Consider the following 23,941-nt stretch of genomic DNA (forward strand, 5'->3'; position numbering starts at 1 on the left):
TCACCAGGACCGCAGGTGGGACTCGATCCGCCTGCGGTCCAGGGCGCCGTCGGCCACCACGATCCGGTAGCGGTACGAGAAGGCGGCACCCGGCGGGAGCGTGAACTCCTCGAAGAACGCCCAGGAGAAGGCGACCGTCGGGGTCGGCTCCGACCGTACGAACCAGTGGGAGGGGCCGACGGCGGCCTCGTTCTCCGGGGCGTGGGCGAAGACCAGGGTGCTGTGCGCGTCGACGCCGTCGTGCTCGCCGGTGAACGCGAGCCAGGGCGCGGCGCGGCCCATCATGTCCGCGGCCCCCGCCTCTCCGGCGCCGCCGTGCCCGTCCGGGCCCATGACGTCGCCGCCGGTGAGGTCGCGGGGCCCGCGCCAGTGCAGCCCGGTGTAACCGGCCGCCTGCCGTCCGGCGGTCGTCGGTGAGCCGAACCGCAGGGGCTCCGCGCGGGTGTTGGTGAGGTGGATCGACCAGTCGAGCGCCCAGGAGCCTTCCGCCGGCTCGACGGAGTGAACGGTGAGCGTGCGCCGCTCCCGCGCCCAATGTGCTCCGCCGTTCTCGATCCAGGTGAGCCGCTCCCGCATCGTCAGCCGGTCCTCGGCCACGTGGACGGCGTCGAAGCCGTCGTGCCGCATCCACCCGATCCGGTCTGGGAGCGCCACATAACCCTCGCCGGGGACATAGGAGTTGCCGCCCCAGAAGTTCTGCCCCGACAGATGGCTCGCGGTCATCTGCAGACCCTTGTGCCAGCGGTGGTCGCTCGGCCGGTACCCCGTCACCAGCCGGCCCGAGAGGGTCCGCAGCGGGTGCACGTACGGCTTGCGGGACTCGAAGGGCTCCGGGTCGGGGCGGTAGACGTACGTCATCAGGTCCGCACCGCCGTGCGAGACGACGACCTTCTCACCGTGCGTGTGGGTCACCGTGACCGGTGCGCTCATCGGTGTCCGCCGGCCGTGTCCGCGGGGGCCCAGGCGGGGTGTCCGCCGTGCATGGCGTTGTAGTAGGGATCGTCGGACGTGATCTCACCGGCCCGGACGGGCATGCCGGTGAAGGCCGCCTTGTAGAGGGCGGCGACGAACTCCAGTGTCCGCCGCGCGTCGCGGCCGCTGCCCGGAGGGCGGGTCCCGGCACGCATCGCCGCGAGGACGCCCTCCAGTTGCGCGGAGTGAGAGCTGGGCCGGTCGGCGGCGGGCGTCCGCCATGCCTCGACGCGGCGTTCGTGGGCGGCGGCGTGCGGGGCGGGGGTGTAGACCCAGTCGTCGTTGGAGTGGCCGTACAGATGGGTGAGTTCGACGGTGGCGTCGGAGCAGTCGATACGGATCCGGCTGACCTCGTGCGGGGACACGACGCTGTTGACGACGGTGGCCATCGTGCCGTTCGCGAAGCGGACGAGCGCCGTCGAGACGTCCTCGCTCTCGACGGCGTGCACGAGCCGGCCCGCCATCGCCCGTATCTCGGTCCAGTCGCCGAGCAGATGCAGCAGCAGGTCCATCTGGTGGATGCCGTGTCCCATGGCGGGCCCGCCGCCCTCCGTGGCCCAGCGGCCCCGCCAGGGGACGGCGTAGTAGGCGCTGTCGCGGAACCAGGTCGTCTGGCAGTGCGCGACGAGCGGCGTGCCCAGCCGTCCGGTGGTGAGCAGTTCGCGGGCGTGCGCGGCCCCGGAGCCGTAGCGGTGCTGGAAGATCACGGACGCGTAGGGTCCGGGGGAGCCGTCGGGGCCCTCGGCCGCGGCGATGGCGTCGTACTCGGCGAGCGAAAGGCACAGCGGCTTCTCGCACAGCACCCAGGCGCCCGCCCGCAGGGCCTCGACGGTCTGGTCGCGGTGGAAGGCGGGCGGAGAGCCGAGCAGCACCAGGTCGGGGCGGGCGGTGGCGAGCATCTCGTCGAGACGGGTGAAGCCGTCGACCCCGTCCCCGGCGGCGGCGCGGAAGGCGTCGAGCTGCGCGGTGTTCACGTCGACGGCGGCGACCAGTTGCACCTCACCGGCGTGGTCGGCCAGGGCGGGGAGGTGGCTGCCGTGGGCGATGGCTCCGGTGCCGACGACGGCGGCACGCAGAGGGCCGCGGGGACGTGTCATGAAGAGGGACTCCTCGAGCGAACATGCGTAGAAAGCGCTTGCTGGATCGTCAGCCTATGGTCGCCGCCGCGGTGCGACAAGCCCCGTTCCGCATGCGGGGCCGAATGTGCGCCCCGGTTCGACGGGTCGACGCTCCGACCCCGTTTCGTTCGGCATCGCGAACGCTGGTCGACCAACCGTGCCGGGTTGTGCGCAAAGCGTTGACGGCCACCGTCCCGGTTCCTAGGGTGCCGTTCGAAGTTCTGAGCACTGTCCGGTATATCGAACGATTTCGAGGATGTGCGTATGGCACGCAGACGATGGCGGCTCGGGCTCACCCTGGGGGCCCTGCTCGCCGGGACTCTCGGCGCAGGACCCGGCGCGGCGGCCGAACCGGCCGACTACACGATCTCCGTCGACGCCGCCGGTACGGGCGCGAAGATCGACGACACGATGTACGGCGTCTTCTACGAGGACATCAACCGCGCCGCCGACGGCGGGCTCTACGCCGAGCTCGTGCAGAACCGCTCCTTCGAGTACCGGCCCGCGGACAACGCCGCGTACACGCCACTGACCTCGTGGACCGTCGCCGGCGGCGCGAGAGCCGCCGAGGACGGCGGGCGCCTGGGCGAGCGCAACCGCACCTACCTGTCGATGGACGGCGGCGCCTCGGTCACGAACGCCGGCTACAACACCGGCATCGCGGTGGAGAAGGGGAAGCGGTACGCCTTCTCCGTCTGGGCCCGGGCGGGCAGGGCGGCGCCGCTGACCGTCACCCTGCACGACGCGGGTGGCGAGCTCGCCGAAGGCCGCCGGGTCGTCGCACGCGGCGGCTGGGCGAAGTACACGGCGACGTTCACCGCGCGCCGCACCTCCACCACGGGCCGCCTCACCGTCGCCGCCGCACGGCCGGCGGCGCTCGACATGGTCTCCCTCTTCCCCCGGGACACCTACAAGGGCCGCGAGAACGGCCTCCGCAAGGACCTCGCGGAGAAGATCGAGGCCCTCCGTCCGGGCTTCCTCCGCTTCCCCGGTGGCTGCCTGGTCAACACCGGCAGCCATGAGGGGTACGACGAGGCGTCCGGCTGGGAGCGCCGCCGCTCGTACCAGTGGAAGGACACCGTCGGCCCGGTCGAGGAGCGGGCGACCAACAGCAACTTCTGGGGCTACAACCAGAGTTACGGCCTCGGCTATTACGAGTACTTCCAGTTCGCCGAGGACATCGGCGCGATGCCGCTGCCCGTCGTCCCCGCCCTGGTCACCGGGTGCGGTCAGAACCGGGCCACCGACGACCCCGCCCTGCTGCGCCGGCACATCCAGGACACCCTGGACCTCATCGAGTTCGCCAACGGGCCGGTGAGCTCGGAGTGGGGCGCCAAGCGCGCGGAAATGGGACACCCGGAGCCGTTCCGCCTCACCCACATCGGCGTGGGCAACGAGGAGAACCTGCCCAAGGAGTTCTTCGCCCGCTTCCAGCAGTTCCGCACCGCGATCGAGGCCGCCCACCCGGGCATCACCGTGATCGCCAACTCCGGCCCCGACGACGCCGGGACGACCTTCGACGAGGCCTGGCGGCTCAGCCGCGAGTCCGGTGTGGACATGGTCGACGAGCACTACTACAACAGCCCCCAGTGGTTCCTCGAGAACAACGAGCGCTACGACGGCTACGACCGGGGCGGCCCCGAGGTCTTCCTCGGCGAGTACGCCTCCCAGGGCAACACCTTCGGCAACGCCCTCGCGGAAGCCGCCTTCATGACCGGCCTGGAACGCAACGCCGACATCGTGAAACTCGCCTCGTACGCGCCGCTGCTGGCGAACAAGGACTACGTGCAGTGGCAGCCGGACATGATCTGGTTCGACAACGCGAGGTCCTGGGGATCTGCCAACTACGAGACGCAGAAGCTCTTCATGACCAACGTGGGTGACGAGGTCGTCCCCTCCACCGCGTCCGCCACACCGACCACCTCGGGGCCCATCACCGGCGCCGTCGGCCTGTCGACGTGGGCGACCAGCGCCGCGTACGACGACGTCAGGGTCACCGGCTCCGACGGCACGGCCCTGCTGTCCGACGACTTCTCGGGCGGTGACGGCCGGTGGACGAAGGCCACCGGCACCGGGTCCTGGGCCGTCCAGGACGGCGCGTACGTCCAGAGCGACGAGGCGGCGGAGAACACCCTCGTGACCGCCGGCGACACGGCCTGGCAGAACTACGACCTCAGGGTGAAGGCCACCAAGAAGTCCGGCAGGGAGGGCTTCCTCGTCGCCTTCGGCGTCAAGGACACCGGCAATTACTACTGGTGGAACCTGGGCGGCTGGAACAACACCCGCTCCGCTGTCGAGAAGACCGTCGGCGGGGCCAAACAGACCATGACGGAGAACGGCACGACCATCGAGACCGGCCGCACCTACGACCTCCATGTAGAGGTGCGCGGACGGCAGGTGGCGCTGTACGTCGACGGACAGAAGTGGGGCGGGTTCACCGACGACAAGGTCGCCGAGCCCTTCCGTCAGGTCGTCACCCGTGACGCGGCCACCGGTGACCTCATCGTCAAGGTCGTCAACGCACAGGCCGCACCGGCCCGGACGGCGATCGACCTCGGTGCGGGGACCGAGGTGGCGCCGACCGCCCGGGTCACCACCCTGGCGGCCGACCCGGCCGCGCAGAACACGGCCGACGAGCGGCCGGTCCAGCCGCGGTCCTCGACCTTCGAGGGAGTCGGCAGCACCTTCTCGTACACCTTCCCGGCCCATTCCGTGACCTTCATGAGGATCAGGACCGAGTGAGGAACGCGTGCGGGGTGCGCGCCAGGCGCGCGCACCCCGCACGCGCCCTCACCCTCCCGGCCCGCGGCCGACACGGATGCGCGAGCGCCTCCACCGTTTCCGCGCCGACCGGTCCGAACGAAGACCGACATACCGAACGAGCCGCCGTCGTGCGGCCGACCACGAGAGCGAGACGACCATGACGACCAGCAGACGCGCCGTGCTGACAGCGGCGGCGGGAGCCGCGGCGACAGCGGCGACAGCGGTGACGACGCCTGCCGCGGCCGCCGGCGCGACGACGGCCCCGCGGGGGACAAGCGGCACTCGCGGCCCGGTCCGGCAGCGGTTCGGGTCCCTGGCCGACGGCACCGGCGTCGACCTGTGGACGCTGGAGAACGACGGCATCCGGCTGCGCGTCCTGTCCTACGGCGGCATCGTCCAGGGGCTCGAGGTGCCCGACCGCCGGGGAAGGTGGGCGAACGTGTCCCTCGGCTTCGACAACCTGGACGACTACGTGGCGAAGAGCCCGTACTTCGGTGCGGTGATCGGCCGTTACGGCAACCGCGTCGCCGGCGGCACGTTCACGCTGGACGGGACCACCTACAGGCTCCCGGTGAACGACGGCCCCAACAGCCTGCACGGCGGGGACCAGGGCTTCGACAAGCGGGTGTGGGACGTCGAACCGTTCCGGCGCGGCGCCGACACCGGCCTCACCCTGCGGCGCGTCAGCCCCGACGGCGAGATGGGGTACCCCGGCACCCTCACCGTCCGGGTCGACTACACCCTCACCGCGCGGGGGGAGTTCCGCGTCGACTACGAGGCGACGACGGACCGCGCCACCGTCGTGAACCTCACCAACCACACGTACTTCAACCTCGCGGGCGAGGGAAACGGCACCGTCCACGACCACCGGCTGCGTATCGACGCCTCCCGCTACACGCCGGTGGACGCCACCCTCATCCCGACGGGCGCCCTGGCCCGCGTCGCCCGGACCCCCTTCGACTTCCGGTTGGGCAAGCCGATCGGCGAGGACCTCCGCCATGGGCACGAGCAGATCCTCCTGGGGCAGGGCTACGACCACAACTTCGTGCTCGACAAGGGGATCACCGAGCGGCCGCAGAAGGCCGTCACGGTCACCGAGCCCACGTCGGGCCGGGTCATGACCATCGCCACCACGGAACCGGGCCTGCAGTTCTACAGCGGCAACTTCCTCGACGGCACCCTGAAGGGCACCTCGGGCCGGGTGTACCGGCAGGGCGACGGATTCTGCCTGGAGACCCAGCACTTCCCCGACTCGCCCAACCGGCCCTCGTTCCCCACCACCGTGCTCCGCCCGGGACGGACCTACCGGTCCTCGACCGTGCACTCCTTCGGCACGCTCTGAGCGGGACGCCCACAGCACCGTGCCCCGGCCCTCCGCATCGGGAGGGCCGGGGCACGGTGCCGCGTCGGGCCGGCCGTCAGGAGCCGACCTTCCGCTTGTTCCAGACGTCGAACCCGACGGCTGCCAGCAGCACCAGTCCCTTGATGACCTGCTGGTAGTCGCTGCCGATGCCGACGAGCGACATGCCGTTGTTCAGCACGCCGAGGACCAGGCCGCCGATGATCGCGCCGAACACCGTTCCGACGCCGCCGCTCATCGACGCGCCGCCGATGAAGGCCGCGGCGATCGCCTCGAGTTCGAAGTTCACGCCGGCCTGCGGGACGCCCGCGTTGAGGCGGGCGGCGTAGACGACACCCGCGAGGGCCGCGAGCACGCCCATGTTCACGAAGACGAGGAAGGTGACGCGCTTGTCCTTCACGCCCGAGAGCTTGGCCGCCGCCTGGTTGCCGCCGAGCGCGTACACATGACGCCCCACGACCGCGTTGCGCATCACGAATCCGAAGCCGACGAGCAGGGCCGCGAGGAGCAGCAGCACGACCGGGGCTCCCCGGTAGCTGGCGAGGGTGAGGGTGAAGGCCATGACCGCGGCGCCGAGCGCGGCGCACTTGGCGATGAAGAGGTTCCTGGGCAGGACGTCGAGCTCGTACTTCTGCTGCCGGCGGCGGTCCCTGACCTCCTGCCACAGGGCGAACGCGAGCAGCGCGAAGCCCATCAGCAGAGTGAGGTTGTGGTAGTTGGTGACCGGCCCGACCTCCGGCAGATAGCCGGTGGCGATCTTCTGGAAGCCCTCGGGGAACGGCCCCAGGGAGCGGCTGCCGAGCAGGATCTGCGTCCCGCCGCGGAACAGCAGCATGCCCGCCAGCGTGACGATGAACGACGGGATGCCCACGTACGCGATCCAGAAGCCCTGCCACGCTCCGGCGAGAGCGCCGATCGCGAGGGACAGGACGAGCGCGAGCACCCAGGGCACATCGTGTTCGACCATCATCACCGCGGCCGCGGCGGAGACGAAGGCCGCCAGCGAGCCGACGGACAGGTCGATGTGGCCCGAGATGATGACGATCATCATGCCGATGCCGAGCACGAGGATGTAGCTGTTCTGGAGGACGAGGTTGGTGACGTTGTTCGGCAGCAGCAGGACGCCGTCGGTCCATATCTGGAACAGCACGACGATGAGCGCCAGTGCGACGAGCATTCCGTACTGCCGCATGTTGCGCCGTGCCGCGTCGAGCAGCAGTTCCTTCGTGCCGTGGCGCGTCGGCGGGGGCGTGCTGGGGGAGGCGCTGGTCGGCGCGTCGGTGGTGGCCGGGCCCATGTCGGTTACCTCTTGTCGCTGGTGCTGGTCATGTGGCGCATGAGAACTTCCTGGGTCGCCCGGCCGCGGGGGACCTCGCCGGTGAGGCGGCCCGCGGACATCGTGTAGATGCGGTCGCACATGCCGAGGAGTTCGGGGAGTTCGGAGGAGATGAAGACGACGGCCTTGCCCTCCGCGGCGAGCCGGTCGATGACGGTGTAGATCTCGAACTTGGCGCCCACGTCGATGCCGCGCGTCGGCTCGTCGAGGATCAGCACATCGGGCCCGGCGAAGATCCACTTGCTGAGGACGACCTTCTGCTGGTTGCCGCCGGAGAGCCGGCCCACCTGCTCGAAGACCGTGGGCGCCTTGATGTTCATGCTGCGCCGGTAGGACTCGGCGACCCGCCGCTCCGCGTGTTCGTCCACGACACCGCGCCGGGCGACCTTGGACAGGGCGCTCATGGTGATGTTCCGGCCGATGGTGTCGATCAGGTTGAGGCCGTAGTGCTTGCGGTCCTCCGTGACGTACGCGATGCCGTGGCCCACCGCCTCCGGGACGGTGCGGGTGCGGATCTCCTTGCCGTCCTTGAGGACGGTGCCGCTGATGTTGCGCCCGTAGGAGCGTCCGAACACGCTCATCGCGAGCTCGGTACGGCCCGCGCCCATCAGCCCCGCGATGCCCACGATCTCGCCCCTGCGGACGTTGACCGACACCTGGTCCACGACCTTGCGCTGCTGGTCGATCGGATGGTGCACGGTCCAGTCGCGGATCTCGAGCGCCGGGTGCTCACCGGGTTCACCGGTGTACGGGGTGCGTTCGGGGAAGCGGTGGTCGAGATCCCGGCCCACCATGCCGCGGATGATGCGGTCCTCCGTCATGTCCCCGTCGCGCACACCGAGGGTCTCGATGGTGCGGCCGTCACGGATGACGGTGACCCGGTCGGCGACCTCCGCGATCTCGCCCAGCTTGTGCGAGATGACGATCGAGGCGATGCCCTGTTCCCTCAACTCCTTGATGAGGGAGAGCAGTTTGGCGCTGTCGTCGTCGTTGAGCGCGGCCGTCGGCTCGTCGAGGATCAGCAGCTTGACCTTCTTGGAGAGCGCCTTGGCGATCTCCACGAGCTGCTGCTTGCCCACGCCGATGTCCGCGACCCGGGTCTGCGGGTGCTCGCGGAGGCCGACGCGCTTGAGCAGCGCGGCGGCGTGCCGCAGGGTCTCGTTCCAGCTGATGATCCCGCGGGTGGCGTGCTCGTTGCCGAGGAAGATGTTCTCGGCGATGGACAGGTACGGCACCAGGGCGAGCTCCTGGTGGATGATCACGATGCCGCGGTCCTCGCTCGCCCGGATGTCCTTGAACGCGCACGTCTCGCCCTGGAAGAGGATGTCCCCCTCGTAACTGCCGTGCGGGTGCACCCCGCTGAGCACCTTCATCAGCGTCGACTTGCCGGCGCCGTTCTCCCCGCAGATGGCGTGGACCTCGCCCGGCGCGACGGTCAGCGTCACGTCGGACAGGGCCCGCACCCCCGGGAACGTCTTGCCGATGGACCGCATCTCCAGGATGGGTTCCACCACCGGGGCCCCCGGCATCAGAGGTCGCTCGCCTTGATGTAGCCCGAGTCGACCAGGACCTTCTTGTAGTTGGTCGCGTCGACGCTGACCGGGTCGAGCAGGAAGGCCGGCACGACCTTCTTCTCGTTGTCGTAGGTGGTGGTGTCGTTGACCTCGGGCTTCTTGTCGTTCAGCACGGCGTCGGCCATCTGGACGGCCTGCTTGGCGAGCGCCCGGGTGTCCTTGTAGACCGTCTGGGTCTGCTGCCCGGCGATGATGGACTTGACCGAGGCGACCTCGGCGTCCTGTCCGGTGACGACCGGGTACGGCTTGGCCTTGGTGCCGTAGCCGTCCGACTTGAGCGCGGAGAGGATGCCGATCGATATGCCGTCGTACGGGGAGAGCACCGCGTCGACGGTGTCCGAACCGTAGGAGCCGGTCAGCAGGTCGTCCATGCGCTTCTGCGCGGTGCCGCCGTCCCAGCGCAGGGTGGTGATCTGCTCCAGCCTGGTCTGTCCGCTGCGGACGACGAGCTGCTTCTTGTCGATGTACGGCTTGAGGACCTTCCAGGCGCCCTGGAAGAAGAAGCGGGTGTTGTTGTCGTCGGGAGAGCCGGCGAACAGCTCGATGGTGAACGGGCCTTCGGCGCCGCCGTCCTTCAGTCCCAGCTTGTCCACGATGTAGCCGGCCTGGAGCTCGCCGACCTTCTCGTTGTCGAAGGAGGCGTAGTAACTGACGGCCTCGCTGCCGAGGATGAGGCGGTCGTAGGAGATGACCTTGACGCCCTGCTCGCTCGCCTGGCGCAGCACGTCACCGAGGGCCCGTCCGTCGATGGCCGCGACGACGAGGACGTCGACACCCTTGGTGATCATGTTCTCGATCTGGGAGACCTGCTGGTCGACGTCGTCCTCGCCGTACTGCAGGTCCGTCTTGTAGCCGAGCTTCTTGAACTCGGCGGCCATGTTGTTGCCGTCGGCGATCCAGCGTTCCGAGGACTTCGTCGGCATGGCGATGCCGACGGTGGATCCCTTGCCTCCTGACGGCTCCTGCTTGCTGCCGCCCGTGCTGCTCTGGCCGCAGGCGGCGAGGGACAGGGCGAGGGCGGCGGTGACCGCGGTGACCGCGGCTCGGCGGTTGCGCATCTTCATCAGTCCTTAGGTGAGGGCACGGCCGCCGGAGAGGCGGTGGCAAGGTCGGTGACGGGCGGATCGGTGGCGACGGGGCCGGTGACGGACGGACCGGCCTGGGGGAGGTCCGTCAGGGGGAAGCGGTGCAGGGGACCGGGGAGACGCGAGCCGAGCGGCGACATCCCGCCGTCGGCGCCCAGGCGGGCCAGCAGGTCGAGGGTGAGGCGGCCCCGCCGGACCCGTTCCCGGGCGGTGGCCAGCATCGTGTCGCGCATCTGGGCGCCGTAGGGGTAGAAGCCGGGCGCCTTGCTGAGTCCGAACTTCAGATAGAGGGGAGCGCCGCGCCGGATGAGCTCGGCCGCCTCGTACATGCGCACATAGCCGCCGAGGTCGTCCGGCGCCTCCACATAGAGGTCCATCGGCGCCGCGCTGGCCCGCCGGATCTCGGTGAGGTGGGCGAGCGTCAGGTCGGAGGGCACGTTGACCGAGTCGGCGCCGAGACGTTCATGGACGGCGTACGCGGCCGGATTGACCGGACCCACCAGCGCGGACACCTTGAACGTCATGTCGGCCGGCAGCACCCCCTGCTCACGCAGCCGGTGCAGGCACCAGAGGACTCCTTCGTCGGCGACGAGGAGGCAGCGCACGCCGAGGGCACTGGCGCGGAGAGCGTCCTCGACACAGCCGGCGAGTGCGTCGTGACCACGGGCCCGCAATCCGGAGCCGCCGGAGTCGGTGCGGGTCGAGGCTCCGATGTCCCAGCTGCCGCGCGGCCCGGTGAACAGACAGAGTTCGATGTCGCGTTCGGCGCAGGCGCCGGCCATCTCGGTGATCTCGTCGTCGGTGAGCATCCACACGCCGCTGCCCTGGCTGATGCGGTGGACCGGCAGGTCCAGCCGGGCGGCCTCCTTGAGCACGACCGCCAGCACCTCCGGCCCCTCGACGGACGGGATCTCGGTGCGCCAGCTGCCGCCGTCGGGGAACCGGTGAACGGAGGCGTCCGAGGGGTTCTGTGCGGGCGCTGCCAGGCCGAGGGCGGCGAGGGCCGCTCCACCGGGGCGGCGGGCTCCGGAGGTTCGAGCGGGGGGAGGGGTCACGAGCAACCTCTATTGTTCGAAATATCGGACGTCGTTCGAGATTCTGGGGCGACGTTAAGGATCGAGCCACCTGGGTGTCAATGGGTCGGACGGTCGAACACGAAGATCCCCGACGCCTTACCGGGGGCGCCCACCGGCGATAGACTGTTCGCTCTGCCGATCAAGCGTTGATATATCGAACAAGGGGAAAGCCATGGGACGCCTCGTGCCCGCTGTCACCCGTGCTCTCGACATTCTGGAGCTCTTCCTCGACGGGGACGGGACGCTGTCGGCCCCCGATATCGTCCGGAAACTCCAACTGCCGCGCACCACCGTGCACGAACTGATCACCACGCTCGCGGCCCGCTCCTACATCGTGCCGGTGGACGGCCGATCCGGCCGCTACCGCCTCGGAGTGCGCCTCTACCAGCTGGGCAGCCGCTACGCGGAGCAGCTCGACCTCGCCCACGAGGGCCAGGAGGTGGCCCGCTCCGTCGCGGAGACCTGCGACGAGACCGTCCACGTCGCGATCCTGGACGGCACCCACGTCCTCTACATCGCGAAGGTCGACTCCACCCACGCGGTCCGCATGGTCTCCGCCGCCGGCCGCAGCCTGCCCGCCCACTGCACCGCGGTGGGCAAGATGCTGCTCGCCTCCCTTCCCGACAGCGAGCTCGACGCCCGCCTCGCGCCGGGCACCGAACTGGTCGCCATGACGCCCAACAGCATCACCGACCCGGCCGTCCTGCGCACCGAACTCGCGGCCGTGCGGGAAGCCGGCATCGCGCTGGAGCGACGGGAGTCGAACGCGGACGTCAGCTGTGTCGCCGCGCCCGTGCGGGACCGTTCCGGCCGGGTCGTCGCCGCGCTGTCCATCTCCGTGCCGATGATCCGCTGGAGCGAGGAACGCCGCGCGGAGCTCGAGACGCTGGCCGCCAAGGGCGCCGCCGACCTGTCCGAGCGTCTCGGTCACCGGGCCGCCGCGTGAAGGGCCTGGAGGTGGCGGTACGCCACGACGCGCTGCTCGGTGAGGGTCCCACCTGGGACCCGGCGGCCGAACGCCTGCTGTGGGTCGACATCCTGCGCTCGCGCGTCCACACGTACGCCCCCGCCACCGGGCGCCGCACGGTCATGGCCACCGAGCAGCACGTCGGCGCGGCCAAGCCCCGGGCGGACGGGGGCATCGTCGTCAACCTCCGGGACGGGGTGGGGCTTTACGGCAGCGACGGCGCCTTCCGCTGGCTGCACCGGGACCCGGTCCCGGGACGCCGGGGCAACGACGCCGCTGTCGCCCCCGACGGCTCGCTGTGGACGGGGACGATGCGCTACGACGAGGCGCCGGGCGGCGGAACGCTCACCCGGACCACGCCGGACGGCACGGCGACCACCGTCCTCGCGGACGTCACCGTCAGCAACGGCACCGGCTGGAGCCCCGACGGCCGCCGGATGTACTACATCGACTCACCGACCCGCCGTATCGACGTGTTCGACCTGCGTCCCGGTGAGCCCCTGCCGGTGAACCGGCGCCCGCTGGCCGTCGTCGAGGACGGCGCGGGCTACCCGGACGGACTCACCGTCGACGCGGACGGATGCGTCTGGGTGGCCCTGTGGGACGGGGCCGCGGTGCGCCGCTACACGCCGGAGGGCGTACTCGACCGCGTCGTGGAGCTCCCCGTGCGACGGCCCACCGCCTGCGCGTTCGGCGGTGCGGGACTCACCGACCTCTATGTCACGTCCGCCCGCAAGGGGCAGGACGCGCCGCACCCGCTGTCCGGCTCACTGTTGGTGCTGCCCGGTGCGGGACGGGGGCTCGCTCAGCCTGCCTTCGCCGACTGAATCCGGCTGAACCCGGAGCGTATGGAACGGGCCCCTCCGCCGGTGTGGCGCAGGGGCCCGGGCCGGCATGACCGAGGGCCCAACGGCCCCCGCTGTTCGGTGAGTCGAACGCCGTTCGTCATTTCAGCGAAAGTCATTGACGTCCGGATGCACCGCGTCTACGGTCCCGTTCGAAGTTGCGAGCGAGCGTCGAAATTTCGAACGTCAGGTACCGACGGCTCCACCCCCGCATCCCCCTCGTCCGATGAAGGAGCCGCCCTTCATGAACGCCCCGCACGCCCGGCAAGGCCGCCGCCTCGGAGCCGTCCTCGCCACCGCCGCCGCCACCGCCGCACTCGTCGGCGCCGGCGTCCTCCCCGGCCACGCCGCCCCCGCCGCCCCGGCCACCACCGCGGGCTATCCGGACCCCCGCCCCGTCAGCGGCGACACCGAGGTCCACGACCCCTCCGCCGTCCGCCTCAAGGACGGCACGTACGTCGTCTACTCCACCCACGGCAAGATCGAGGCCCGCACCTCACGCGACGGCAGGACATGGCAGCGCGCCGGGTCCGCCTTCACGGAGATCCCCGACTGGTGGCGCGCCTACTCCGCGGAAGGCGACCCCTGGGCACCCGAGGTCACCTACCACGACGGCGTCTACCGGCTCTACTACGCCGTCTCCTCCTTCGGCTCCAACCACTCCGCGATCGGCCTGGCGACCTCCCGCACCGGCAGACCCGGCACCTGGGAGGACCGCGGAAAGGTCTTCGCCACCACCACCGGCGACCACTACAACGCCATCGATCCCGCGATCCTCCAGGCGCGCGGCCGGCTCTGGATGTCCTTCGGCTCGTACTGGACCGGCATCCGCATGATCGAGCTCGACCCCGCCACGGGCAAGCCCCGCACCGCCGACCCCGAGGTGCTGCATCTCGCCACCCGCCCCGACGAGCCCTACGCCGTCGAGGCGCCCTACATCGTCGAACGCCAGGGCCGCTACTACCTGTTCGTCTCCTACGACCGCTGCTGCGCCGGCACCGACTCGACCTACAACATCCGCGTCGGACGCGCCACGCACCCCGCCGGTCCGTACTACGACCGCGACGGCACCGCGATGACCGACGGCGGCGGTGAACTCCTGCTCGCCGGCCACGGCCGGTACCTCGGCACCGGCGGTCAGTCCGTGCTCCGCGACCGCGGCCGGGACGTCCTCGTCTACCACTACTACGACGCCGACGACGAGGGCGTGCCCAAGCTCGGCCTCAACACCCTGAGCTGGGGCAAGGACGGCTGGCCCGTCGTCACCCCCTGATCCACCCGAACTCCCGGAAGGACACCATGCCCGACAGCACCGCCCGTTTCACGCTCGACCCCGCCTTCACCGTGGGCGAGGTGAACCCCCGTCTCTTCGGCTCCTTCGTCGAGCACCTGGGCCGCTGCGTGTACACCGGCATCTTCGAGCCGGACCATCCGTCCGCCGACGAGGCCGGGCTGCGCACCGACGTCCTCGACCTGGTCCGGGAACTGGGCGTCACCGCCGTTCGCTACCCGGGAGGCAACTTCGTCTCCGGCTACCGGTGGGAGGACTCCGTCGGACCCGTCGACGAGCGGCCGCGCCGCCTCGACCTCGCCTGGCGGTCCACGGAGACCAACCGCTTCGGGCTGAGCGAGTTCATCGCCTTCCTGGGGAAGATCGGGCCGCAGGCCGAACCCATGATGGCCGTGAACCTCGGCACGAGGGGCGTGGCCGAGGCGCTCCAGCTCCAGGAGTACGCCAACCACCCCGCCGGCACCGCCCTTTCCGACCAGCGCGTCGCGCACGGCGACAAGGACCCGTTCGGCATCCGCCTCTGGTGCCTCGGCAACGAGATGGACGGCCCCTGGCAGACCGGTCACAAGACGGCGGAGGAATACGGCCGGCTGGCCGCCGAGACCGCCCGCGCCATGCGGCAGATCGACCCCGACCTCGAACTGGTCGCCTGCGGCAGCTCCAGCCAGGCCATGCCGACCTTCGCCACCTGGGAGGCGACCGTCCTCCAGGAGACGTACGACCTCGTCGACCACATCTCGCTGCACGCCTACTACGAGGAGATCGACGGCGACCGCGACTCGTTCCTCGCCTCCGCCGTGGACATGGAGTCGTTCATCGAGAACGTCGTCGCCACCTGCGACCACGTCGGAGCCCGGCTCAAGTCGAAGAAGCGCATCCAGCTCTCCTTCGACGAGTGGAACGTCTGGTACATGAAGCGCTTCGAGGCCGAGAGCAAGGCCGACCCCCTGGACTGGCCCGAGGCCCCGCGGCTGCTCGAGGACAACTACAGCGTCACCGACGCCGTCGTCTTCGGCTCGCTGCTCATCGCCCTGCTCCGCCACGCCGACCGGGTCACCGTCGCCTGCCTCGCCCAGCTCGTCAACGTGATCGCCCCCATCATGACGGAGCCCGGTGGCCCGGCCTGGCGGCAGACCACGTTCTTCCCCTTCGCCCAGGCGTCCCGCTACGGGCGGGGCGAGGTCCTCGACGTACGCGCCGACTCGCCCACCTACCGGACCGCCGCCTACGGCGAGGTGCCGCTGCTGCACGCGACCGCCGTACGCGACAAGGACACCGGCGCCGTCACCGTCTTCGCCGTCAACCGGAGCCAGAGCGACCCGCTGCCGCTCCAGGTCGCCCTCACCGGGCTGGACCTCACCCACGTCGAGGAGCACAGCGTCCTCGGCGACGCCGACCCGGAGGCCCGCAACACCCTCGCGGAGCCCGAGCGCGTCGTGCCCCACGCGGGCGAAGGGGCCGTGCTCGCGGACGGCGTCCTCGACGTCACGCTCGAGCCCCTGTCGTGGAACGTGATCCGGCTGACCGCCGGCGCCTGACCGCGCACAAGCCGCCGCCCGCCCCCGGTCGCGTCAGGCACCGGGGCCGGGCGGCCCCCTCCCGGGACACCGCACCACACGCCGACCCCCTTCTTCCTCGGAGACGAGCCGCCATGCATCCACATCGCCTCAGCCGGCGCCGCGCCCTCGCCGGCGGCATCGGCGCCCTGGCCGCCACCACGGCCCTCGGCCCGCTGTCCGGCTGCGCCGCACCCGCCACCGCCGCCGGACCCGGACAGACCCGCCTGCGGTTCTGGCACCTTTTCGGCGGCGGCGACGGCGTCAACATGCAGGGCATGCTCGACGCGTTCCGCGCCGAGCACCCGGACGTCTCCTTGGAGGCGGCGACCCTCCAGTGGGGTGCCCCCTACTACACGAAGCTCGGCATGGCCGGCGCCGGCGGCCGCGCGCCCGAACTGGCCGTACTGCACCTGGCCAGGCTCGCCGGGTTCGCCCCCGGCCGGCTCCTCGACCCCTTCGACCTCGACCTCCTGGCCGACCTCGGGGTCCGTGAGCAGGACTTCCCGGCCGGAATCTGGCAGCGCGGCGGGGTGGCCGGCGATCAGTACGCCGTCCCGCTCGACACCCACCCCTTCGTCCTCTACTACCAGACCGAGGTCTGCGAGAAGGCCGGACTCATGTCGGGCGGCCGGCTCAAACCGATCGGGGGAACCGAGGAGTTCGCCGACGCGCTGCGCGCCGCGAAGAAGGTGACCGGTCAGCCCGGCCTCGTGACCGAGACGCTCGGACCCGACTGCATCACCCCCTGGCGGCTGTTCGCCACCTTCTACTCGCAGACCGGCGGCAAGGTCCTCTCCGAGGACGGCAAGCGCCTCGCCCTCGACGACACCAAGGCGCTCCGCGTGCTCGAGTACATGGCCGGTCTCGCGGAGGAGGGGCTGATGGTGCGACGGGCCGACTACGGCGCCTCCGTCGGCATCTTCAACGGCGGAAAGACCGCCTTCCACCTCAACGGCGAATGGGAGATCTCCTCCTTCCGCACCACCGGCATCCCGTTCTCCATGACCACCGTGCCCACGCTCTTCGGCCGGCCCGGCACCCAGGCCGACTGCCACGCCTTCGTCCTCCCGCACCAGGCCGACCGCGGCGGCGCGACGAACGAGGCCGCGCACCGGCTCGTCGCCTGGATGCTCCGCAACTCCGTCGCCTGGGCGGAGGGCGGCCATGTGCCGGCGTATCTCCCGGTACTCAAGGATCCCGCGTATCTCGAACTGAAGCCGCAGTCCGAGTACCGCGGTGCGATCGACGACGTGGCGCTCGACGAGCCCGCCTGGTTCGCCGGCTCCGCCTCCCGGATGTGGATCGAACTCGGCGCCGTCTTCTCCGGCGTGCTCACCGGGTCCCGCACCCCGCGCGGCGCCCTCACGGAGGCCAAGGCCCGCCTCCGGAACCTCCTCGACACCCGCAACCCACTCCCCGGAGCCGCGTCATGACCACCACCACCGCGGCTCCGCCGTCACCGGTGACGAAGGGCGCCGCCGCCCCCGGCCGGCCGGTCCGCTCCGTCCATCGCAAGTGGACCGAGCACGGCCTGGTGTTCGTCGCCCCGTTCCTTCTCGTCTACGCCATGTTCCTGATCTGGCCGCTCCTCTCCGGCCTCGGGATGAGCATGACCAGCGAGAACATCACAGGAAGGGAAGGGGAGTTCGTCGGCTTCGCCAACTACGCCGAAGCCCTCGCCGACCCCGACGTCTGGTCCTCGCTGTGGAACACGGTCTGGTTCACCGTGCTCTCCACCGTCCCGCTGGTCCTCGTGGGCCTCGGACTGGCCCTGCTGTCCCACCAGTTGAGGGTGGTCCAGTGGCTGTGGCGGCTCAGCTGGTTCGCGCCGTTCCTGCTCCCGTCCGGAGTGGTCTGTCTGCTCTTCGCGCAGATGATCTTCCCGTCCGGCTTCGGTCTCGCCGACCAGATGCTGGCCGCCGTAGGACTGGAACCGGGCATCGGATGGCTCAGCGACGAGCGTTACGCGATGCTGTCCGTCGTGGCCACCACCGTCTGGTGGACCGTCGGCTTCAACTTCCTGCTCTACCTCGCCGCCCTCCAGGCCATCCCGGTCCACCTGTACGAGGCCGCCGAACTCGACGGCGCCGGGGCCTGGAACCGGCTGTGGCACATCACCCTGCCGATGCTGCGCCGCACCACCGGACTGGTGGTCGTTCTCCAGGTGCTGGCGTCGCTGAAGATCTTCGACCAGGTCTACATCATGACCGGCGGCGGCCCTGACGAATCGACCCGGCCGATCCTGCAGTACGTCTACCAGCAGGGCTTCACCGGCTATCGCATCGGTTACGCCTCCGCGGTGTCCTACATCTTCTTCGCCCTGATCCTGATCGTCTCCCTGGTGCAGCCGATGCTGTCCCGGCGCCGAGCTGAGGAGGCCGCAAAGTGAGCGGTTCCGCCACCATCACCCCCCGTAGCGCGCCCCGCACGGGCTCGGACGCCGGCTCCACGGGCCGCAGGCCACGCTGGAGCGCGGGCAGGATCACCCTGCTCGTCGTCGCCCTGCTCCTCACCGTGGCCTGGCTGATCCCGCTCGCCTGGGCGGTCGCCACCTCGCTGAAGCCCGAGGGGGAGACGACGAAGACCCCGCTCGAGTGGTTCGGTTCGCGGATCACGTTCGAGGCGTACACCAAGGTCTGGGAGTCCGGCGATCTGATGCGCTGGATGATGAACTCGGCGTACATCTCCGTCATGACGACCGTGCTGACGGTGCTGACCTGCGCGATGGCCGCGTACGGCTTCACCCGCACCGACTTCCGCGGCCGCAAACTGCTCTACGGACTGGTGCTCGCCGGCATCATGGTCCCGCCGCAGGTGCTCATCGCCCCGCTGTTCACCGAGATGGTGCAGCTCGGACTCGTCGACACCTGCTGGGGTGTGATCCTGCCCCAGGTCGCCGTGCCGGCCATGGTCTTCATCCTGGTGAAGTTCTTCGAGGGAGTGCCCCGCGAGCTGGAGGAGGCCGCGTTCGTCGACGGCGCCGGACGCTGGCGGGTGTTCTGGACGATCGTGATGCCGCTGTCCCGGCCGGTGCTCGCCGCCGTGGCGATCTTCACCTTCATCTCCACCTGGAACAACTTCCTCTGGCCGTTCCTGGTGACCACCGACCCGGGCGGTATGACCCTCCCCGTCGGCCTGGTCAACGTCCAGTCCTCGTTCGGCGTCCGCTACGCCCAGATCATGGCGGCGCTCGTGATCGCCGGACTGCCCCTGCTGATCGTCTTCACGCTCTTCCAGCGGCAGATCGTGCGCGGTATCGCGCACACGGGTCTCGCCGGCCAGTAGAACGGGCCCGAAGAGCGGGCCCGTCGACACGGTTGTCCGAAGAAGGAGTCATCGCAATGAGCCGCACAGCACTCCTGCCCCGCCCGCTCGCACGCGCACTGGTGTCTATCCCCCTGGCCACACTGATGGCCCTGGCTCCGGGTACGGCTCTCGCCTACCCGGCGCCGGGGCACGTGACCGGCGACATCGTCGTGCACGACCCCACCATGGTCCGCCGTTCCGACGGCACCTACCTGCTCTACGCCACCGGCGGCGGACTCGCCATGCGCTCGTCCACCGACCGGGTCGCCTTCCGCGCCGGAGGCTCCGCGTTCCCCACCGTGCCTTCCTGGTGGAGCCGCTACTCCTCCGTACCGGAGGCATGGGCCCCCGACATCTCGTACCACGGCGGCACGTACCTGATGTACTACGCCGTTTCCCGCTTCGGCTCCAACACCTCGGCCATCGGCTTCGCGACGTCCTCCACCGGACTGCCCGGGAGCTGGACCGACCACGGCATCGTGCACAGCACGGACGCCTCGAGCGACCACAACGCCATCGACCCGAACCTGTTCGTCGACGACGACGGAACCTGGTGGCTCACCTTCGGTTCCTGGTGGACCGGGATCAAGATGATCCGCCTCGACCCCGGCACGGGCAAGCAGCACGCCGGCGACAGGACGCGGTACTCACTCGCCTCCCGTCCCACCGGCAGCCGCGCCGTCGAGGCGCCCCAACTGGTCAAGCGCAACGGCCTCTACTACCTTTTCGCCTCCTACGACACGTGCTGCGCCGGCACCTCGTCCACCTACAAGATCAAGGTCGGGCGGGCGAGCCGGGTCACCGGGCCCTACACCGACCGCGCCGGCGTACCGATGATGAACAACGGCGGCACGCTCGTCCTCGAGTCCCACGGCCGGGTGATCGGCCCCGGCGGGCAGTCCGTCGTCAAGGACGCCGACGGCCACCTGCTCGTCTACCACTACTACGACGGCCAGGACGGCGGCACCCCCAAGCTCGGGGTCAACCTGCTGGGCTGGGGCGGCGGCTGGCCGGCCGTCTACTGACCGGCACGCGCAGCACGAAGGCCGGGGCGCACCGATCGGTGCGCCCCGGCCTTCGCGGTGTCTCAGACGCCGGCGTCCTCGAAGCGCCGCAGCTCGCCCGGCAGCCGCGAACCGAGCGGCGACATCGCGTCGCCGGCTCCGTGCCGGGCCAGCAGGTCGAGCACGAGGCGGCCGCGGCGGACCCGCTCACGGGCGGTGCTCAGGACGGTCTCCCGCAGGTGCAGGCCGGAGGGATAGATCGACGGGGCCTTGGAGAGGCCGAACTTGAGGTAGAGCGGTGCGCCGCGGCGGATCAGCTCGGCGATCTCGTACATCCGGATGTAGCCGCCGAGGTCGTCCGGCGCCTCCACGTACATGTCCATCGGCGCCCCGCTCACCCGGCGGATCTGGGTGAGGTGGTCCAGTGTCAGGTCGCTGGGCACATTGAGCGAGTCGGCGCCGAGCCGTTCGTAGACGGCGTACGCGGCGGGGTTGACGGGGCCGATGAGCGCGGAGACCTTCAGTGTCGTCCCGGCGGGCAGGAGACCGCGCGATCGCGCCCGGTGCAGGGTCCACAGCACCCCCTCGTCGGCGACCAGCAGACAGCGCACCCCCAGCTCGGTGGCGCGGACGGCGTCCTCCACACAGCCGGCGACCGCGTCGTACCCCCGGGCACGCAGCCCGCCGCCACGCGAGTCGGTACGGGTGGAGCCGCCGATGTCCCAGGTACCGCGCGGTCCGGTGAACAGGCAGAGCTCGATGTCGCGTTCGGCGGTCGCCTCCACCATTTCGGTGATCTCGTCGTCGCCGAGCATCCAGACCCCGCTGCCCTGGCTGACGCGGTGCACGGGGACGTCGAGCCGGGTCGACTCCTTGAGCACCGCGGCCAGTGCCTCGGGGCCCTCCACGGACGGGATCTCCACCCGCCAGCGGCCCCCGTCGGGGAAGGAGTGCGGGGAGGCGTCGGCGGGGTCGAGGGCCGGACCCTCGAGCCCCAGGGCGGCGAGGGCGGGTTCACCGGGCCTGCGAGGTGTAGAGCGAGGCATTGCTGACGGGGACATGGATCTCCTCGACTGAAGAAATGGTTCGATATTACGAACGACGTTCGAGACTTTGGGTGTGGGCCGGGCGGCGGTCACGCCGCCCGGCGTCCTCGTCTCAGGGGTGCAGCAGTACCTTGCCGACCTCGGGGTCGCCCGATCCCACCAGACCGATGGCCCGCTCGAACTCGTCGAGCGACAGCTCGTGCGTGACCAGCGGCAGCGGCGTGAGCAGCCCGGCGGCGAAGGCCCGCACCGCGTGCGCCCAGGCGGCGGGGGTCGCGCCGAACACGGTCCGCACCTCCAGCTGGCGCACCACCAGATCGGTCGGGTCGAGTCCGGCGGCGCCGGCCGCGGGGATGCCGGTGAGCACCAGACGACCGCCACGCCGCAGCAGACCGGCGGAGGTGCGGGCGGCCGTCGCCGAACCGGCCGCCTCGACGACGACGTCGAACTCGCCCGGCAGGGGCAGTTCGTCCACCGTGCGGTACTCCGTCGCGCCGAACGAGCGGGCGAGTGCGGCACGGTCCGGCCGGGTGCCGACCATCAGCACGGCGGCGGGGGAGCAGGCGGCGAGCAGCTGCGCGGCGAGCATGCCGAGCGTGCCCGTGCCCACGACGGCGACCCGCTCACCGGGCCGCACCTCCGCCTTGAGGGCCGCCGCGGCGACGCACGCGGCGGGTTCGAGCAGTGCGGCGGCCGTCAGATCGGCGTCGTCGGGCAGCGGGTGGAGCAGCCGGGCCGGGAGGGTGAGGGTCGCGGCCATCGCTCCGGCCTGCGTGAATCCCGTCTCCTCGTACCCCGCGCCGCACAGCGTGGTGTCACCGGCGTGGCAGCGGTCGCACACCTGGCAGTTGCGGAACCCCTCGCCGACCACCTTCCGGCCGACGAGCGAGCCGGGCACACCGTCCCCGACGGCCGCGACCGTCCCCGACCACTCGTGCCCCGGCGTGACGGGGTAACGGACGTAGCCCTCCGGCCGGTTGCCCTGGAACACCTCCCGGTCGCTGCCGCAGATGCCGACGGCGGCGACCCGGACCTGGGCCTCGCCCGGACCGGGGCGGCGGGGCGTGTGTCCGGCCAGCCGGAACCGGCCGGGGCCGTCGAGCACGACCGCCCGCGAGGGGGTCGCCGTGCCGCCGGCGCCCGCCGGCTCGGGGCTCACGACCGCTGCCCCTTCGGGGCGCGCTTCTCCCAGCCCTCGGCCCACAGGTCGAACCTGGCCTGCTGCTGCGGGAATTCGGCGGCCGCGTCGGTGTCGAGCTCCACTCCGAGCCCCGGCGCGTGGGACAGCTCGAAGCAACCGGTCTCCGGGTCGACCTGCGGGGCGCCCTTGACCACCTTCTTGATCTCGGCGTCCGCGAAGTCGTTGAAGTGCTCGAGCACCTTGAAGTTCGGTGTGGAGAAGCCGACCTGCAGCGACGCGGCGGTCAGGACGGGGCCGCCCACGTTGTGCGGGGCGACCAGCATGTAGTGCGTCTCCGCCGTGGCGGCGAGCTTGCGGGTCTCCCAGATGCCGCCGATGTGACCGACGTCCGGCTGGAGGATGTCGGCGGCCTGCGACTCGAACAGTTCGCGGAACTCGATGCGGTCGTGAATGCGCTCACCGGTGGCGACGGGCATGTCGACCTTCTCCGCCACCTTCTTCAGGGCCTTGAGGTTCTCCGGCGGCACCGGCTCCTCCAGCCAGGCCGGCCGGAAGGGAGCCAGCTCGTTCGCCAGCCGTACGGCGGTGGAGGGGGAGAAACGGCCGTGCATCTCGAGCATCAGCTCGGCGTCGGGCCCGATGGCGTCCCGCACGGCCTCGATCAGCGACACGGAGTAGAGGGTCTCCTCGTGGGACAGCTCGTAGTGTCCGGTGCCGAACGGGTCGATCTTCAGCGCGCGGTAGCCGCGCTCCATGACCGTGCGCGCGGCCTTGTGATAGGCCTCCGGGGTCCGCTCCGTGGTGTACCAGCCGTTGGCGTACGCCTTGACGCGGTCGTGGACCTTGCCGCCGAGCAACTGCCAGACAGGCACGCCGAGGGCCTTGCCCTTGATGTCCCAGCACGCCATCTCGACGCACGCGATGCCGGACATCACGATCTCGCCGGCGCGCCCGTAGTCGCCGTACTTCATGCGGCGCACGAGGTCTTCGACGGCGAAGGGGTCGGATCCGGTGATGTGGTTGGCCTCGGCCTCGCGCAGATACCCCAACAGCGCGTCGGTGTGGCCCAGCATGCGGGTCTCCCCGATGCCGGTGAGCCCCTCGTCGGTGTGCACCTGGACGTAGGTGAGATTGCGCCAGGGCGTGCCGATCACATGTGTGCTGATTCCCGTGATGCGCAAGGCGGTTGCTCCAGTCGTGTTCGATATTTCGACAGACGTTCGAAATTCTGCCGCGACAGTAGGGACGGAGGTGAACGCATGTCAATGGGGCGCAGGCGTGCTTGACCGCTTTTCCGTAGAAGCATAGCCTGCAGGCGTCCGAAATAGGGAACGCTGTCCGAAATACCGAACACATCGGGCATCATTCATCGTCTTGGAGGCACGCACGTGACTACCACGCCTGTCTGGAGTGTCGACCCCCGTAGCGGGAAGCGGCGGGAGCGGGTCGGGGTGGAGGCGTCTGTGGGGGAGGTGGACGTTGTGGTGCGGGCCGCGTG

At 70.5% G+C, this 23,941-nt stretch carries 19 protein-coding genes; 10 read left to right on the plus strand and 9 right to left on the minus strand.

Translation table 11 applies throughout. The annotated features are described in order from the left end of the window. Both AB0K36_RS29160 and AB0K36_RS29165 read right to left on the minus strand, forming a co-directional pair. A complete protein-coding gene (locus AB0K36_RS29160; RefSeq protein ID WP_364600019.1) occupies nucleotides 1-930 on the minus strand; it encodes a DUF6807 domain-containing protein in 930 nt (309 codons plus the stop codon). Then, nucleotides 927-2,069 (minus strand): Gfo/Idh/MocA family protein, encoded by a 1,143-nt coding sequence (locus tag AB0K36_RS29165; protein ID WP_364600021.1) that lies wholly within the window; start codon nucleotides 2,067-2,069, stop codon nucleotides 927-929. The genes AB0K36_RS29160 and AB0K36_RS29165 overlap by 4 nt, the downstream gene beginning before the upstream one ends. A gap of 285 nt (nucleotides 2,070-2,354) precedes the next feature. Here AB0K36_RS29165 and AB0K36_RS29170 point away from each other — a divergent pair, with 285 nt between their 5' ends. Together AB0K36_RS29170 and AB0K36_RS29175 are read left to right on the plus strand one after the other, a co-directional pair. Further along, complete coding sequence (locus tag AB0K36_RS29170; protein ID WP_364600023.1) at nucleotides 2,355-4,832, plus strand: alpha-L-arabinofuranosidase family protein; 2,478 nt, start codon at nucleotides 2,355-2,357, stop codon at nucleotides 4,830-4,832. Nucleotides 4,833-5,010: 178 nt separating this feature from the next. Continuing rightward, on the plus strand, nucleotides 5,011-6,195 hold the full coding sequence (locus AB0K36_RS29175; RefSeq protein ID WP_364600025.1) for an aldose epimerase family protein: 1,185 nt from the start codon (nucleotides 5,011-5,013) through the stop codon (nucleotides 6,193-6,195). Nucleotides 6,196-6,271: 76 nt separating this feature from the next. Here AB0K36_RS29175 and mmsB read toward each other — a convergent pair whose 3' ends face one another. Genes mmsB through AB0K36_RS29195 form a run of 4 tightly spaced genes read right to left on the minus strand, consistent with a single transcriptional unit; the run spans nucleotide 6,272 to nucleotide 11,263 of the window. Beyond that, nucleotides 6,272-7,510 carry a multiple monosaccharide ABC transporter permease gene (gene mmsB, locus AB0K36_RS29180; RefSeq protein ID WP_364600027.1) on the minus strand — a complete coding sequence of 413 codons (1,239 nt, stop codon included), beginning with the start codon at nucleotides 7,508-7,510 and terminating at the stop codon, nucleotides 6,272-6,274. 5 nt (nucleotides 7,511-7,515) lie between these two features. After that, entirely contained in the window at nucleotides 7,516-9,063 is a 1,548-nt protein-coding gene (mmsA, locus tag AB0K36_RS29185) for a multiple monosaccharide ABC transporter ATP-binding protein (RefSeq protein ID WP_364600029.1), read from the minus strand. Between the two features lie 14 nt (nucleotides 9,064-9,077). Then, nucleotides 9,078-10,181, minus strand: a complete 1,104-nt coding sequence (gene chvE / locus AB0K36_RS29190; protein WP_364600031.1) for a multiple monosaccharide ABC transporter substrate-binding protein — start codon at nucleotides 10,179-10,181, stop codon at nucleotides 9,078-9,080. Between the two features lie 5 nt (nucleotides 10,182-10,186). After that, nucleotides 10,187-11,263, minus strand: coding sequence for a hypothetical protein (locus AB0K36_RS29195; protein ID WP_364600033.1), 1,077 nt, complete (start codon nucleotides 11,261-11,263; stop codon nucleotides 10,187-10,189). A 193-nt stretch (nucleotides 11,264-11,456) separates the two neighbouring features. Here AB0K36_RS29195 and AB0K36_RS29200 point away from each other — a divergent pair, with 193 nt between their 5' ends. The 8 genes from AB0K36_RS29200 to AB0K36_RS29235 all read left to right on the plus strand — a co-directional run bounded on the left by AB0K36_RS29200 (nucleotide 11,457) and on the right by AB0K36_RS29235 (nucleotide 20,277). Further along, nucleotides 11,457-12,230: an IclR family transcriptional regulator gene (locus AB0K36_RS29200; RefSeq protein WP_364600035.1), complete on the plus strand. Its 774-nt coding sequence runs from the start codon at nucleotides 11,457-11,459 to the stop codon at nucleotides 12,228-12,230. A 5-nt stretch (nucleotides 12,231-12,235) separates the two neighbouring features. Next, nucleotides 12,236-13,078 (plus strand): SMP-30/gluconolactonase/LRE family protein, encoded by an 843-nt coding sequence (locus AB0K36_RS29205; protein ID WP_364600057.1) that lies wholly within the window; start codon nucleotides 12,236-12,238, stop codon nucleotides 13,076-13,078. Between the two features lie 262 nt (nucleotides 13,079-13,340). Then, entirely contained in the window at nucleotides 13,341-14,369 is a 1,029-nt protein-coding gene (locus AB0K36_RS29210; RefSeq protein ID WP_364600037.1) for an arabinan endo-1,5-alpha-L-arabinosidase, read from the plus strand. A gap of 26 nt (nucleotides 14,370-14,395) precedes the next feature. Beyond that, a complete protein-coding gene (gene arfA / locus AB0K36_RS29215) occupies nucleotides 14,396-15,925 on the plus strand; it encodes an arabinosylfuranosidase ArfA (RefSeq protein WP_364600039.1) in 1,530 nt (509 codons plus the stop codon). A gap of 113 nt (nucleotides 15,926-16,038) precedes the next feature. Beyond that, on the plus strand, nucleotides 16,039-17,379 hold the full coding sequence (locus AB0K36_RS29220; RefSeq protein ID WP_364600041.1) for an extracellular solute-binding protein: 1,341 nt from the start codon (nucleotides 16,039-16,041) through the stop codon (nucleotides 17,377-17,379). Then, nucleotides 17,376-18,335: a carbohydrate ABC transporter permease gene (locus AB0K36_RS29225; protein ID WP_364600043.1), complete on the plus strand. Its 960-nt coding sequence runs from the start codon at nucleotides 17,376-17,378 to the stop codon at nucleotides 18,333-18,335. The genes AB0K36_RS29220 and AB0K36_RS29225 overlap by 4 nt, the downstream gene beginning before the upstream one ends. Further along, a complete protein-coding gene (locus AB0K36_RS29230; RefSeq protein ID WP_364600045.1) occupies nucleotides 18,332-19,231 on the plus strand; it encodes a carbohydrate ABC transporter permease in 900 nt (299 codons plus the stop codon). Before AB0K36_RS29225 ends, AB0K36_RS29230 begins: the two co-directional genes overlap by 4 nt. Nucleotides 19,232-19,287: 56 nt before the next feature. Next, nucleotides 19,288-20,277 carry an arabinan endo-1,5-alpha-L-arabinosidase gene (locus AB0K36_RS29235; RefSeq protein WP_364600047.1) on the plus strand — a complete coding sequence of 330 codons (990 nt, stop codon included), beginning with the start codon at nucleotides 19,288-19,290 and terminating at the stop codon, nucleotides 20,275-20,277. 62 nt (nucleotides 20,278-20,339) lie between these two features. Here the strand turns inward: AB0K36_RS29235 and AB0K36_RS29240 are convergent, their stop codons facing one another. The 3 genes from AB0K36_RS29240 to AB0K36_RS29250 all read right to left on the minus strand — a co-directional run bounded on the left by AB0K36_RS29240 (nucleotide 20,340) and on the right by AB0K36_RS29250 (nucleotide 23,624). Continuing rightward, nucleotides 20,340-21,317 (minus strand): hypothetical protein, encoded by a 978-nt coding sequence (locus AB0K36_RS29240; RefSeq protein ID WP_364600049.1) that lies wholly within the window; start codon nucleotides 21,315-21,317, stop codon nucleotides 20,340-20,342. 97 nt (nucleotides 21,318-21,414) lie between these two features. Further along, entirely contained in the window at nucleotides 21,415-22,461 is a 1,047-nt protein-coding gene (locus AB0K36_RS29245; protein WP_364600051.1) for a zinc-dependent alcohol dehydrogenase, read from the minus strand. Continuing rightward, complete coding sequence (locus tag AB0K36_RS29250) at nucleotides 22,458-23,624, minus strand: mandelate racemase/muconate lactonizing enzyme family protein (RefSeq protein ID WP_364600053.1); 1,167 nt, start codon at nucleotides 23,622-23,624, stop codon at nucleotides 22,458-22,460. Before AB0K36_RS29250 ends, AB0K36_RS29245 begins: the two co-directional genes overlap by 4 nt. Nucleotides 23,625-23,941 lie beyond the last annotated feature (317 nt).

Origin of the sequence: Streptomyces kurssanovii, assembly GCF_040677245.1 — a bacterium.
Classification (GTDB): domain Bacteria; phylum Actinomycetota; class Actinomycetes; order Streptomycetales; family Streptomycetaceae; genus Streptomyces; species Streptomyces kurssanovii.

Bases quoted from the DNA above. Each gene is read 5' to 3' on its own strand.
- chvE (WP_364600031.1), bottom strand. From the start codon at position 10,181: ATGCGCAACCGCCGAGCCGCGGTCACCGCGGTCACCGCCGCCCTCGCC.
- AB0K36_RS29165 (WP_364600021.1), bottom strand. From the start codon at position 2,069: ATGACACGTCCCCGCGGCCCTCTGCGTGCCGCCGTCGTCGGCACCGGA.
- AB0K36_RS29200 (WP_364600035.1), top strand. From the start codon at position 11,457: ATGGGACGCCTCGTGCCCGCTGTCACCCGTGCTCTCGACATTCTGGAG.
- AB0K36_RS29170 (WP_364600023.1), top strand. From the start codon at position 2,355: ATGGCACGCAGACGATGGCGGCTCGGGCTCACCCTGGGGGCCCTGCTC.
- arfA (WP_364600039.1), top strand. From the start codon at position 14,396: ATGCCCGACAGCACCGCCCGTTTCACGCTCGACCCCGCCTTCACCGTG.
- AB0K36_RS29210 (WP_364600037.1), top strand. From the start codon at position 13,341: ATGAACGCCCCGCACGCCCGGCAAGGCCGCCGCCTCGGAGCCGTCCTC.
- AB0K36_RS29175 (WP_364600025.1), top strand. From the start codon at position 5,011: ATGACGACCAGCAGACGCGCCGTGCTGACAGCGGCGGCGGGAGCCGCG.
- AB0K36_RS29225 (WP_364600043.1), top strand. From the start codon at position 17,376: ATGACCACCACCACCGCGGCTCCGCCGTCACCGGTGACGAAGGGCGCC.
- AB0K36_RS29220 (WP_364600041.1), top strand. From the start codon at position 16,039: ATGCATCCACATCGCCTCAGCCGGCGCCGCGCCCTCGCCGGCGGCATC.
- AB0K36_RS29160 (WP_364600019.1), bottom strand. From the start codon at position 930: ATGAGCGCACCGGTCACGGTGACCCACACGCACGGTGAGAAGGTCGTC.
- mmsB (WP_364600027.1), bottom strand. From the start codon at position 7,510: ATGGGCCCGGCCACCACCGACGCGCCGACCAGCGCCTCCCCCAGCACG.
- AB0K36_RS29240 (WP_364600049.1), bottom strand. From the start codon at position 21,317: ATGTCCCCGTCAGCAATGCCTCGCTCTACACCTCGCAGGCCCGGTGAA.
- AB0K36_RS29235 (WP_364600047.1), top strand. From the start codon at position 19,288: ATGAGCCGCACAGCACTCCTGCCCCGCCCGCTCGCACGCGCACTGGTG.